Here is a 13,334-nt window from a genome sequence, read left to right on the forward strand (position 1 = left end):
ACACTCCTTACCACCTGGTCGTTTCTTTATATGTAAACAGGTATGAACATAAAGTATTCTTATCCCATCCGTCAATAGAAAAATAAACCCATCTTTAAAAGCATTTTTGGTCTAAACCATCTCCTTAGCGAAACTTTTCACCGGCTAGGGTTGCGGGAGGAGGAAGGAGGATTAAGGAGATAGCCCCCGATTTTACTGTTTTCTTAATGCTTCTAATTTAACTCGGGCCTTCTCGGTGAGATCTTGATCCGGAGAAGTCTCTATGACTTTTTCATAAAGGGTAATGGCTTCCTGGATTCTTCCGAGTTTGGCGGTAATCTCGGCAGAAGCAAAGGCTGCGGCTGCGGTATAAGATTTTTGGTCCGGATAAAGGTAGATGACTTTTTGATAAATGGCAAGGGCTTTATCCAAATTATTGGTTTGGGTATAACACTGGCCGATCTTGAGTTGAATTTCAGCAACCGAGGTATTTTTAAGGGGAGCGCCCTCGATCCCTCTTTCTACTTTCTCGGCTTCCTCACATTTATTCTCATGGGTTAAAGTCAAAGCAAGTTGGGCATAGGCCTCGGGAACCAGGGGATGCTGAGGATATTGTTCTACAATCTTCTTGAAATGATCTTCCGCCTCAGAGGTTTTTCCCGTCTTTAACAAGGTTAAACCGATTTGAAGGAGGGCTTCAGGGATGAGAGGACTGTCAGGAAAACTTTGGGTAAAGATTCTATAGGTTTCAAGAGCCTGTTCGTAGTGGCCGAGTTTAAATTGAAGGGTGGCTTTATCATATTGAGCACGGATTCGGTACTCGCTGGTCGGATAAGTATCCAATAATTTTTGAAATTCTTCCAAAGCCCTATCCAGATTCTCCATCTGCAAATAGCTCCAGGCGATCTTATACTGAGCATCATCGGCCAGTTCACTCTGAGGTTGATGATCCACAATCCATTGATAGGCCTTCAAAGCCTCCGGGTAATTTTTTTGTTGCAGGTACTGCTCACCCAATTGATATTGGGTTGCAGCACTTAAAGGACTTTCGGGATACTTCTGAACAAATTCCTTAGAAGCTTCTATATAAGCGGTGGTGTCTCCCAGTAGATACCTGGAAAGATTCAGGTTGTACTGGGCTTCGGCTGTTTTAGGATGATCGGGATGCTCAATAAGAATCCTTTGATAAGCTTCTATGGCCTTTTGATAATCGCCCATATTAAAATAACAATCGGCTATTTTGAGTTTAGCGTCCACAACCAGGTTACTTTGAGGGAATCGCTCAACAAGGAGTTGGAATTCCCGAATAGCCCCTTTAAAATCCCCTTTCCGAAAATAAGACCAGCCTATCAGATTTTGGGCTTCAGCCGCCAGGGGGTTGTCCGGAAATCTTTTGATAAACTTTGTAAATACCTGCCGGGCTTCATCAAATCTCTCAAGCCGATAGTGGGTATATCCTATCTGATAAAGGGCATCCTGAGTCGAGGGATCGTTAGGATAGCGTTTTTCAATTTTTTGATAAGTCTCCAAAGCCTTCTTGTAATTTTTTAAATTGAAATAAGCATCGCCTTTAAGGAGCAAGATGTCAGGCTGTAGCCGGTCTTCATCAATGTTCTTTAACTCATCCAGGACCTCGTTCCATTTTTCCTCTTGATAAAGGATTTTAGCCAATTCTATATGGATTTCATCGGAAACAGATCCTGCCTGCTTTTGATTCAATAGAGTTGTAAAATACTCCCTGGCTTTTTGATAATCTCCCGAACTTATCAGCATCTCTCCCATCCAATGGCGGGCCTGTTCTACCAGGTCAGGTTTAAGTCCGGGCTCTGAAAGAAGCCGGGTTAGCGAACGGATTCCTTCCTCGTAATCACCCTGCCGATAATAAGAAAGGGCCGAATGAAGTTGAGCTTCCGGCCATAAAGTATTCCCCTGGGGAACTTTTTCATATTCTCGAACTGCTGCACGGTATTCTCCTATGTGGAACAAACTTTCCCCCCTCATAAAATAGGCTACAGGTACCTCTGAGCTTTCTGGATAAAGGCTTATCAATCTCTGGTAAGCCTCTAGAGCTTTTTGGTAAGCTTCCAAATGGACATAAGAATGTCCTATATGGAGCAGGGCCTCATCGGTATAAGCCGATTGAGGAAACCGGTTTACCAAACGATAAAACCCTTCGAGGGCTTTGGCATAATCCCCGGCCTTTTCATAGAGTAAACCGATTTGATATAGGGCCGCCGGGAGTGCGGGGTGATTAAGGTAATCCTGGGTAAAGATTTTCAGAGATTCCAGGGCTTTTTGTTCCTCTCCTATATTTAAATAACTTAAGCTTAACTGGTAGAGGGCTTCTCCTCGTCGGGGACCTTGAGGATCCTTTTCGATGAGCTTTTCATAAAAAGAAATGGCTTTTGAAAACTCTCCTAAACGAAATAAAATTTCACCCGAGTTAAATAAAGCTTCTCCTGATTTATCTGATTGGGGATTTAGCTGGATAAACTGATCATAGACCTGAAGAGCTGTTTGAAAATCCTCTAAATCCATGAGACATTGCCCTAGATAAAAAAGTGAATCCGAATAAGAAGGACTTTTAGAAAGTTCCTCTCCCAGGGCATGGAGTCGGGCTACGGCTGAAGAACAATTTCCGGTCTGGTAGTAACTTAACCCGAGGTAATAGTAAACATCCAGTGGATGAGATTGAAACTTAGCCAAAATTTGTTCAAAAATATCGATAGCTTTGTCAAATTCCCCCAGTTCAAAGTAAGTTTTTCCCAGTTGGTAATAAGCATCCTGGTTGAGAGGATCCTTCTGAATAGCCAGTAACAGCTCCCTTACTGCCGCCCATCTATCACCCTGTTCCAGATGCTTGACCCCTTTCTCGTAAGGACCAGGACACCCGAGAAGCAAAAGAGATAATATAAGAAGAAGGAGGCCTTTAAGAATCCACTTATACCCTACCATACTTGTATGGTACGGAAATGCCCTTCTCCTTGTCAAGGGATTATATTTAGTTTAGTGAAGGTTCCCTCTAGCACCCTATTTAAATCGAAATGTCCTGTTTTTTATCCAGGGAACCAGCCAAATAGGCGATCATATCCTCTATCATCAAGGTGGCTACAGGGTGATTTCCGACATGCTTCTGCAAACGGAAGGTAGAGACCAGTAAACGTCCGTTACCGATACGTCGTTCGGCCACCAGAGCCACCGTGTGATGTAACCATCCTACAAACAATCCAGCATGGACGTCTGCGGCAAAATCTCGAGGGTTTAAACCCACAATAACCTGTTCCGGGGTTAAATCGGCGAAGGCGAAATCGACGACTCCTCCGGAGGGTATATCTTTGAACATCCGATCTTGACGAATCCAACTCATACTACTGACCCAATCCCCTTGCCAGCTTCGCCCTTGCCGTTGTGCTATCCCCAGACTACCCAGATAGGTATGTTGGGAATCGCTGGATTCAGCAAGCCAGAGTACGTTTCCACCATTTTGGACGTACCAACGCAATTCATCGGTCATTTTGGTTGCCAGCACTACGTCAGCAGTAGCTAAATTTTCGGTTATCTGATAACCCAGGGCACTTAACCGTTCGGCTAACTCCGACAGGCCGGGAGCACTCAAAATAGCAGTTCTTAATGTTTTCGACCGATGGGGAAAGAAATATAATTCGTGATGATTGGTTGTTATCAGGTTTCCTGATCCATCCAACAGCCGTAGTTCTAGACGGGTCCGTACACTCTTGTTTAATTTTGGTACCTCAAAAGTCACCGTACCCACATGGGTCACCTGGGCTTTTTGGGGTTTGAATCCGGCAAAATGACCCCGGATATCCGGCCACAAATCTAGATTCCACTCCAACCTGCATTCAGATAAATCTACCTCTGAAAAATGAGATAACATCACGCGTACTTCACAGCGGGTATCTTCCCAAAAAGCTATACATTCCCAATCGGCAGGTATAATAGCATCGGCTCTATTGATTTGACCCATTGCGTCGTAGAAAGCCTTGGGGTTACGACACATATCCAGTAAACCGTTGGCTTCCCAATAGACATCGGTAAATTGAGTGATGATATAGCCTACAATACCGGGATGGCGACGTATCTGTTCGATTTCATATTTAAGTGCAGTAAACTGCATACGCTGACTGGCTGCTGTTAAATCGGATAGGGTTGGGAAGACTTTATCCAGGTGGAAGACTTTGAAGCGTTGTTCAATACCATGGGGATAAACCACTCCATTAACCCATTCGATCCCTGTTTCAAACCACCAGGGTTCTTTACCTCCATAGTGCTCTTTTAACTGGTTGATGTCCGGCAAACCCCAGTTACCGAACTCGGCAATGACCACAGGTTCTTTGCCATGGCGGTGTATTTCAGGCGCCGGAGTACGAGGGATCAGGCTCCAGGGATCCCGGATAAATTCCCGCCAGGTTTCAAGATTTTCGTAAACATGGACAAACATCCAGGATGGACGACCGGCAAAAGTCTGCACCCAGCTCCGCCATTGACGGTAGTGATCCGGAATAGCATAGTAGTCATGAAAGTCCTCAATATCGGTTACAACATGAAAGTTGGTAAAGCAGGGAGAATTACCGATCACTAATCGGTAGGGATCGAGTTGCTTGAGATAAGAATAAGTTTCGGCCAGCCATGCTCGATGCTCGGCATTGACGGCTAAATCTACTCCCCAACCTTCGTTGATAATGGTCCAGATAATAATGGAAGGATGATTCCAATCCCGCTCCACCATTCCGGTCAGGGTCTCTCGGGCCCGACGCTTGGCTGCATCTGTCAGGTTTTGCCAGTTAGGCAATTCGGTCCAGATAAGCAGGCCAACACGATCAGCCACATCGTAATAGCGGGGATCTGTAATCTTGATATGGGTCCGCAAACAGTTCAAGCCCATATGTTTGGCTTTAGTGAATTGATCCTCCAATTCGGCATCACTAAAGGGGGTATAGAGCATATCTGGATAGTAATCCTGATCCAGTGCCCCACGTAAATAAAGAATACGTCCATTCAGCATAAGATATCCATCCGGCGAGGTCGCAATACTGCGCATTCCAAAATGGGAAGATAATGAGTCCAGGACAAGTCCCTTATCATCATTACTGACCAATGAGGCTTCAAGTTGATAAAGCTGCGGATTTTGAGGATCCCATAGGAGGGGGTTTGGTATGGGTAATTCCCCTTCAAATTGTTGCTCCCCTACATCGATAACAAATCGATGGTCATCTTTCTGCCCCAGGGGATTCTTTACGGTGAGAAGGAGTCCTATACGCCGCTCGGTCGGTTGGTTCAATTTTAAACTTACCCGAGCCTTTTCGTCTGCTACTTGGGGAGTTATATGCAGACGGGTGATATGGACAGCATGACGCATCTCCAGATAAACACTTTGCCAGATACCTCCTATGGACCCATACCAGCTCTGTTTCCCATGGGGAATTTCCGCAAAGGTAAACTGGGGAAAGAAATCGGCATCATTACCGGGATCAATAACCCGAACCACCAGTTCATTCAAACCTGTGAGATGTAAGGCATCATCTAAGATAAATTCAAAGGGTAGATAACCCCCTTCGTGTTCTCCAATCAACTGGCCGTTTAGCCATACCGATGCGTAGTAATCCACTGCGCCAAAGTGAAGCACATAGGTAGGATCTGGAATAATCTCTCCTTTCTGCAAAGAATCTGCATTCATAAGCTCAAAACGCCGCCGATACCAGGCTACGCCACTGTAATCACGTAAATCTTCGAATTGAGCCTGCCAGGGACCAGGAACCCAAATATTAAGGGGTGGACCCGCACTTTCAAGGGTTTGTAATTCTAATCGCTGATAGGGGTCCAGGAAGAAATCCCAAGAACCATCCAGGCTTATACGGATCCGCGTCATATACGACTCCATTGTTCCATTAAGATACAAAAACTTGCTCTGAAATTACCCATGTAAAAATGGCGCAAAAGTTATGCCAAAAGCTCCAATCGACACGGGGTAAAATTTTACGTAGACAAGGAAGATTCCATGAGATCCACATAGATCAAGTCGAATTAAGGGGAAATTCAAGATGATTTGTTTTCTCTTGTCAAATATGAGGTAAGCTGATACCCTCTTTTTATCGCCTCCAGATCGGATTTTAGCATATCTGTGGAAAAACAAGGGCCTTTCCTCAAAGTCTGGAGTTTTAAATGGCACGGGAGACGGAGGAGTTCAGGGAATGGCATACAAATTGCCCGAAACATATTTAAAGGACGAGGTTTTAAGCTTCTATAGCGGGGAAAACTCTTAAAGGAACATTCTTGAAATTGGACCTGAAGGAGGCCAGTTATGAAAAATAAAGATAAAAACCAAGGAACCGGCATAAATGCCCTAGAAATGCTTACATCTGACCATGACAAAGTGAAGGAGTTATTTCGGGAATATGAGGCCGCAGGAGATCGGGCCTATAAGAAAAAAAGAGATATTGCCGAGAAAGCCTTTATGGAATTGGAGGTTCACACCATGTTGGAAGAACAGATTTTCTATCCGGCCATTCAGGAAGACGGAAACAGGGAGGATAGAAAACTGGTTGCCGAAAGCATCGCAGAACATGATGTGGTTAAGGGTTTGATTGAGGAGCTTAAAAAACTCGATCCTGAAGATGAGCAATTCGACGCCAAGTTTAAAGTGCTCATCGAAAATGTTGAACACCACATCCAGGAAGAAGAAGAGGAGATGTTCCCGGAGGCCCAAGAGCAACTTGGCGAGGAACTCCAACATCTGGGTATTCAACTGAAAAAGCTCAAGGAACGACTTCTGGCTTCCATAGACTAGACGAGAAGTTCCAAAGGTACTAACAATCCCGTAACTTTTACTGTTTGGATAAAAACACTTTAGTTCATGCCTGTCAAAGAAGGTTCCTTCTATACCCGAAAAGAAAATAAAGGAATCGGCAGGGCTATGGTACTTTCTAAATAAACGATAAGGAGAAAAGTTTTATGAATATAAGCCATCGTGAAGCAATTTCCGTACTGAACAACCTGATTGAAACCTGTAAAGATGGGGAAAACGGCTTTCAGACAGCAGCAGAAGGGATCAAAGACAGTCAACTTAAGAGTCTTTTTAATTCCTACGCTCAGCAACGGGCCCAATTCGCTTCGGAATTGCAAAGGGAAGTCCGGCGTTTAGGAGGCCAACCCGAGGACAGCGGAAGCGTAACTGCATCGATCCATCGCGGCTGGATGAACATTAAATCGGCAGTAACCGGTGAGGACAAAGCTGCGATTATTTCCGAATGTGAACGTGGAGAAGATGTAGCTGTAAAAACTTATAAGGAAGCCTTGAACGCCAACTTACCTGCAGATATAAGAGTTATTGTGGAACAGCAGTATGCAAAGATTCAAGAAGCCCACGATAAAATCCGTTCATTAGAAAAAGCAACCAGTTTCCAGAAGTAATTTCCCTCAGCTCCGGTTCGTTGTTCGTGTTTTACTCTGGATAACGGACAACGAACCCGACCTCACCATGGATAAAAAACAAAAGGAATCCAAACAGCCGGCACAACCTCAAGACCATCAACCTGGAATCGAATCGGAAATGAGACCCAAACCCAGGGCTGAAGACCGTCAGTATCGTGGAAGTGGAAAATTACAAGATAAAGTTGCCCTTATTACAGGGGGTGATAGTGGTATCGGTCGTGCGGTAGCCATTGCCTATGCTAAAGAAGGTGCATACATTACTATTGTATATTTAAACGAGCATAAAGATGCAGAAGAAACCAAGAAAAAAGTGGAACAAGAAGGTCGTCGTTGCCTTCTCATGGCGGGAGATGTGGGGAATAAATCATTCTGCCGGCAGGCGGTTCAACAAACTATCAAGGAGTTTGGGAAGCTGGATATCCTCGTGAATAATGCGGCTGAACAACATCCTCAGGATAGCATCGAAAATATTAGCTCGGACCAATTGGAGAGGACCTTCCGAACAAATATTTTTTCATTTTTTTACATGACCCAGGCCGCTCTCAGATATTTGAAAGAAGGAAGTGCTATTATCAATACGACTTCCATAACAGCGTATAAAGGAAATCCGAAATTATTGGATTATTCGGCCACGAAAGGAGCTATTGTGGCCTTTACCCGATCTCTGTCCCAGGCATTGGTTGAAAAGGGGATCCGTGTGAATGGTGTGGCCCCCGGACCGATTTGGACCCCTCTAATTCCTTCGACGTTTCCACCTGAGAAGATCGAAAAATTCGGTGAGGATGTACCTTTGAAGCGCCCAGGCCAGCCGGAAGAGGTTGCACCCAGCTATGTGTTCCTGGCATCCGATGATGCCTCCTATTTTACCGGCCAAATTTTACATCCCAACGGTGGCGTCATTGTCAATGGGTAAAATCTAAAACAAACCGTTAGAGGAGGTGAGAAAATGGAATCAAAACTATCCACCGGGATAAACAGACAAATGACCTCTGAGGTTCAGCAACAGAGAATGAACCGCATCAATGTGGGGGAGGTTGAGCGCTGGTTATCCGTCCTTGCGGGCGGTGCGTTGACACTTTATGGTTTATCGCGCTCTTCTTGGGGTGGGCTTATGTTAACCTGGATTGGAGGAAGCCTTCTCCATCGAGGTATTACCGGACATTGTTATCTTTATGAAGCACTGAACGTAGATACTAGTCAGGTTTTCTCACCTGTTAGTTCCAGACTTCCTTCCAATAATGAAGTTTCGTCTACTTCACAGCATATTGTAGGGATAGCCTCTGAAGAATCATTCCCTGCCAGTGATGCACCGTCCTGGACACCTACGACGGCTCTAGGCTCCCCTCGAAAATAAGATCGAATTCAAGAAATCTCCAGGGTCTTCAAACCCCTGGAGATCTTCCAGGAACCAACATCCTTCAAATCGAATGGAAGATAAAGCAAATTCTGAAATAAAAATAAAAATCGCCGAAGTGAATATTACTTCCCTCCAGCGGCTTCTTTTTTAAATTAAGAAAAGATCCCCAGAGTCAGGCTACCCACCTATCGCTGACCGGGTTGACCGGGATTTCCCGAAGTCCTGGGAAAGGATCGTATCAAAGCCGGTCACACTACTTATCACCTCACCGTTCTCCACCCAATGGAATTCCGGTCATGATACCTGTTGTAATCCCAGTTTGACTACCTGACGTGATATCCAGGGAATTAAAGGTAGTTACCAGCGGGGGAGGGATCATAAAAGTCCCACTCCCTACCGTCCCAACCGGATTATTCAAGGTGATATCCAGGGAATTAAAGGTAGTTACCAGTGGGGGAGGGGTTATAAAAGTCCCACCTCCTACCGTCCCAACCGGATTATTCAAGGTGATATCCAGGGAATTAAAGGTGGTCACCAGCGGGGGAGGAGTCAGGATAGTGCCGGTGAAAGTTCCAACTGGATTAGTGGGAAACACATTTCCAATTTGAGTGGGGATTAGGAAGGTACTTTGTCCCAGCTGGCCGATTCTTATGGTTTGACTTGCAAATCCCGGTTGGAGAATGGTAGTCGTTCCCGTGATAGTTCCAGAGGGATTGGTTAAGGTAATCCCGACCATGGCCCCGGGCTGGGTGATGGTTAAAGTGGTGAGGGTTGTAGTCCCAAACCGATTACCTGGAAAAACTGGATTCATTTGCGTGTTAACGATAAGGCTACTTGGACCTCCCGGTTGTTCGACTCTCGTTGTGCTGGTTGAAAACCCAGGCTGGACAATACTTACCGTATTGGATAGTATACCAGATGGAGGGGGGAAGGTAATACCAGACGGACCTTTGGTTACCGCACGTAGCTGATCCCCCGATGGGTCTTGAAGTTGCCGATTTGCCACATGACCGATGCCGATTTGACCTATCCGACTAGTCTGACCGGCGATTATAATTCCCGTTCGATCACCGGAAACGTGCCTGGTTATATCACTTGCAGATTGGGCAGCGTCGCTGGGTACCGGCCAGGTGATAATGATCATCAAAAACAAAGTAAAAATACCTGATCTTCTCATTATTTCTCTACCTCCTCACCCTTTTATACCGAATGTTACTCGGTATTTTCCTTCAAAAGGGTTAAGTTGATTTCATTTTGGACTCAATTTATCAGGTAGCCAAACCCATCTGGCTTTTAATGTCGATTACCTTTCAGGTGAAAATTAGACCATTCTCAAGAAGAACAGATGTGAAACACTCCCCTATGTATGAAACGCAAATGGGTAAAATCCATGGCTGACCTTTCAAAACAGATAAGTTCTAATTCCTCTCTTTAACTTAAAGATAAGAGTATTTTTTATTTATATAAAGGAGTAATTTTTGGATCAGAGGGTATTCTTGAGTAAATTCTACAGTAAGAAGGAAGAATTCTTTTCCACGTTCAACTAACTTCCCTCAGAGGTGGAAGAATACCCGGTTTACCCGGGATAGAAGGAAAGATTTTTAGAAAGGTTAAGTCTCCCATAGGGAGTTTGGGGTCATACCCCTTTGGTTCTGTCAGAAAGATAGACAAAAAGAACCGGGATTTTATTCCAGGACAGGAGTTAAGCCCTTCTTTTAGACAATCCTTAGAAACGAGGTTTTAATGTCCTGGATAGGTCAACCAGCTTCGGGTCAGATAATCGCTGAGGGTTAAAGCGATCATAATTCCCAACCAGAAGAGGCCTCCTAAAATAACCACCCAGGTTAAACGCGTACTGTAGCGGACATGCATAAAAAAGAGAGCAACCAGAGTAGCTTTGCAGACCGCGATCCCCAAAGCCAGGATATTATTCAGCCATCCCAAATCCATAAAGGCAACCTGGATGGTAATAAAAGTCAAAACCATCAGGACTACAAAGACGGTGAAGTAGACTTTTTTAGATTCAACATGCTCGACCATGTTTTACAAACCTGCAAGGTGTAATGAGTACGGAATTAAAACTCATGACCCCTTTAAATGCAGTCCAATTAAATAGAGTAAGGGAAAGAGAAAAATCCAGATAATATCTACGAAATGCCAGTAAAGTCCTGCCAATTCCACAGGCGTATAGTATTCTGCCGAAAAGAGGCCCCGGCCGGCCAGAATCAAGAGAATAGTTAATACCCCGACTCCTGCCACCATATGTAAAGCATGAAGACCGGTCATAAAGAAATAAAAGACAAAAAAGAGTTCTACATGACCGGCCTCTGGCCCTGGATAACTAAATCCAAAGCCTGGGACCAGATGATCTCTAAACTTATGGCCATATTCCACCAATTTAATTCCAAGGAAGGTCAGACCAAGGAGAATGGTTAAAATTAGAAATATAACCAGCGATTTACGGTTACTCATCTGGGCACTTCGAACTGCCAGTGCCATGGTCAGGCTACTGGTGATGAGTACAACGGTATTGATTCCACCCAGGGTGATATCTAGATGATGGCTCCCTTCGGCAAATACCCCGGGATAAATCGTCCTATAGACCACATAACCTGTGAACAAGCCTCCGAAGAACATAATTTCTGTTACCAGAAATATCCACATTCCCAAGGAGGAAGCTTCACGCTGTTGTTCTATACTATCGAAATGATGTGCCAGTACGGTCGAATGACTCTTAGCCACTGTTAGTTTAGGATCTGTGATCGATTATCTATCCCTTGTCCTTATCCTTCCGGTTGATGGACAATCGATCACAGAGAGCAAATTAACCGGATTCGTCATTTATGTTCAGTTTTCCGATAACTTCCATTTCTTCTCGGGGTCTAAATTCATAAGGCTCCCAGGTTACAACGGGAGTTTCCTTAAAGTTCTCCGTTGGAGGCGGTGAGGGGGTTCGCCATTCCAGACCGGTTGCTGGCCAGGGATTTGAGCTGGCTCGGGGTCCATATCGCATAGACCAGATGAGATAGATCATAGGAAGTAGATAACCAACCCCAAGGATGGAGGCCCCTGCCGAAGACATAACGTTTAATACCTGGAATTCATCGGGATAGGCATAATAACGCCGTGGCATTCCTAAATAGCCCAGAACGAACTGTGGGAAGAAGGTCAGGTTGAACCCAATGAAGATGACCAAGGCCCCCAACTTGGCCCATCCTTCAGGATACATTCTCCCACTGATTTTAGGCCACCAATAATGTAGCCCACCCAGATAAGCCATGATCGTTCCACCCACCATGATATAATGGAAGTGGGCTACCACAAAATAGGTATCCGTTACATGGACATCAATCCCCAGGGAAGCCAGAAACAATCCAGTAACACCCCCTATGGTAAACAGTCCGATAAATCCAAATGCATAAAGCATTGGAGTTTGATAGGAAATGGAGCCTTTGTAGAGAGTGGCAGTCCAATTGAAGACTTTAATGGCGGAAGGAACGGCCACAAAGTAAGACAGAAATGAGAAAATCATGGCTCCATAGACAGATAAACCGGCCACAAACATATGGTGAGCCCAAACAAGAAATCCCAATACAGCGATAGCAACACTTGCAAAGGCAACAAAGCGATAACCGAAAATATTCTTCCGGGAGAAGGTAGCCACCAGCTCGCTAATCACGCCCATGGCAGGTAAAACCATGATATAAACCGCCGGATGGGAGTAAAACCAGAATAGATGTTGGAAGAGTAAGGGATCCCCTCCCAAGGCCGGGTCAAAAATACCTACGCGAAGTATCCGTTCAACGGCTACCAGCAGGAGGGTAATGGCAACCACCGGCGTTCCTAAAACGATAATGACACTGGTTGCATAGAGCGACCAGATAAACAGCGGCAGGCGGAACCAGGTTAAACCCGGAGCCCGCATCCGGTGGATGGTAACAATAAAGTTTAATCCTGTGAAGATGGATGAGAAGCCACTTAAAAATATCCCCAGTATGGTAACGGCTACGTAAGTTGTCGAATAGCTACTACTGTAAGGGGTATAAAATGTCCAGCCGGTATCCACCCCACCTGCTAAAATCGCCCATATGGCAATAAGTCCTCCCAGAATAAAGAAATACCAGCTTGCCAAATTCAGGCGAGGGAAAGCCAGGTCCCGGGCCCCGATCATCAGGGGCACGAGAAAATTTCCCAATACGGCGGGAATAGCAGGAATCAGAAAAAAGAAAATCATGGTTACCCCGTGCATGGTAAACAACTTATTATAAGTTTCTGCCTGGACCAGATCCCCTTGTGGGGTTAATAGCTCTAGTCGAATTAAGACAGCAAACACCCCCCCCACAAAGAAAAACAGCGTAACCGATACCAAATAAAGTAAGGCGATCCGCTTATGATCTGTGGTTAGTAACCAGGATTTTATCCCGTAATCTGCATTTAAATAATTCTCTCTCGGTTCAACCCGATCTACAATCATAATTTAAGGACCACGAAGAGCGGAGGAGTATGGAAGTATGGGAGTGTGGGGGTATTTACTACCATACCCCCCATA

10 protein-coding genes are annotated in these 13,334 nt (G+C 44.9%); 4 read left to right on the top strand and 6 right to left on the bottom strand.

Translation table 11 applies throughout. The annotated features are described in order from the left end of the window. Nucleotides 1-192: 192 nt before the first annotated feature. Together VNM22_06025 and VNM22_06030 are read right to left on the bottom strand one after the other, a co-directional pair. Nucleotides 193-2,934 carry a tetratricopeptide repeat protein gene (locus VNM22_06025; GenBank protein HWP46701.1) on the bottom strand — a complete coding sequence of 914 codons (2,742 nt, stop codon included), beginning with the start codon at nt 2,932-2,934 and terminating at the stop codon, nt 193-195. Between the two features lie 79 nt (nt 2,935-3,013). Next, the gene (locus tag VNM22_06030) at nt 3,014-5,866 is read right to left on the bottom strand and encodes a glycoside hydrolase family 2 TIM barrel-domain containing protein (GenBank protein HWP46702.1); all 2,853 of its coding nucleotides are present in this window, start codon (nt 5,864-5,866) and stop codon (nt 3,014-3,016) included. Between the two features lie 432 nt (nt 5,867-6,298). On the opposite strand from VNM22_06030, the gene VNM22_06035 reads away from it, so the two are divergent. From VNM22_06035 to VNM22_06050, 4 genes are all read left to right on the top strand, one after another. Further along, nucleotides 6,299-6,784: a hemerythrin domain-containing protein gene (locus tag VNM22_06035; protein ID HWP46703.1), complete on the top strand. Its 486-nt coding sequence runs from the start codon at nt 6,299-6,301 to the stop codon at nt 6,782-6,784. A 164-nt stretch (nt 6,785-6,948) separates the two neighbouring features. Further along, nucleotides 6,949-7,407, top strand: a complete 459-nt coding sequence (locus VNM22_06040; GenBank protein HWP46704.1) for a PA2169 family four-helix-bundle protein — start codon at nt 6,949-6,951, stop codon at nt 7,405-7,407. A gap of 67 nt (nt 7,408-7,474) precedes the next feature. Then, entirely contained in the window at nt 7,475-8,341 is an 867-nt protein-coding gene (locus tag VNM22_06045; GenBank protein ID HWP46705.1) for an SDR family oxidoreductase, read from the top strand. Between the two features lie 33 nt (nt 8,342-8,374). Further along, entirely contained in the window at nt 8,375-8,782 is a 408-nt protein-coding gene (locus VNM22_06050) for a DUF2892 domain-containing protein (GenBank protein ID HWP46706.1), read from the top strand. A gap of 268 nt (nt 8,783-9,050) precedes the next feature. Here the strand turns inward: VNM22_06050 and VNM22_06055 are convergent, their stop codons facing one another. From VNM22_06055 to ctaD, 4 genes are all read right to left on the bottom strand, one after another. Next, nucleotides 9,051-9,962, bottom strand: a complete 912-nt coding sequence (locus VNM22_06055; GenBank protein ID HWP46707.1) for a hypothetical protein — start codon at nt 9,960-9,962, stop codon at nt 9,051-9,053. Nucleotides 9,963-10,525: 563 nt separating this feature from the next. Beyond that, entirely contained in the window at nt 10,526-10,825 is a 300-nt protein-coding gene (locus VNM22_06060; protein HWP46708.1) for a cytochrome C oxidase subunit IV family protein, read from the bottom strand. A 42-nt stretch (nt 10,826-10,867) separates the two neighbouring features. Continuing rightward, nucleotides 10,868-11,527: a cytochrome c oxidase subunit 3 family protein gene (locus VNM22_06065; GenBank protein HWP46709.1), complete on the bottom strand. Its 660-nt coding sequence runs from the start codon at nt 11,525-11,527 to the stop codon at nt 10,868-10,870. A gap of 82 nt (nt 11,528-11,609) precedes the next feature. Continuing rightward, complete coding sequence (gene ctaD, locus VNM22_06070; GenBank protein HWP46710.1) at nt 11,610-13,259, bottom strand: cytochrome c oxidase subunit I; 1,650 nt, start codon at nt 13,257-13,259, stop codon at nt 11,610-11,612. Nucleotides 13,260-13,334 lie beyond the last annotated feature (75 nt).

It is taken from the genome of Candidatus Limnocylindrales bacterium (assembly GCA_035559535.1).
Classification (GTDB): Bacteria; Moduliflexota; Moduliflexia; order Moduliflexales; family JAUQPW01; genus JAUQPW01.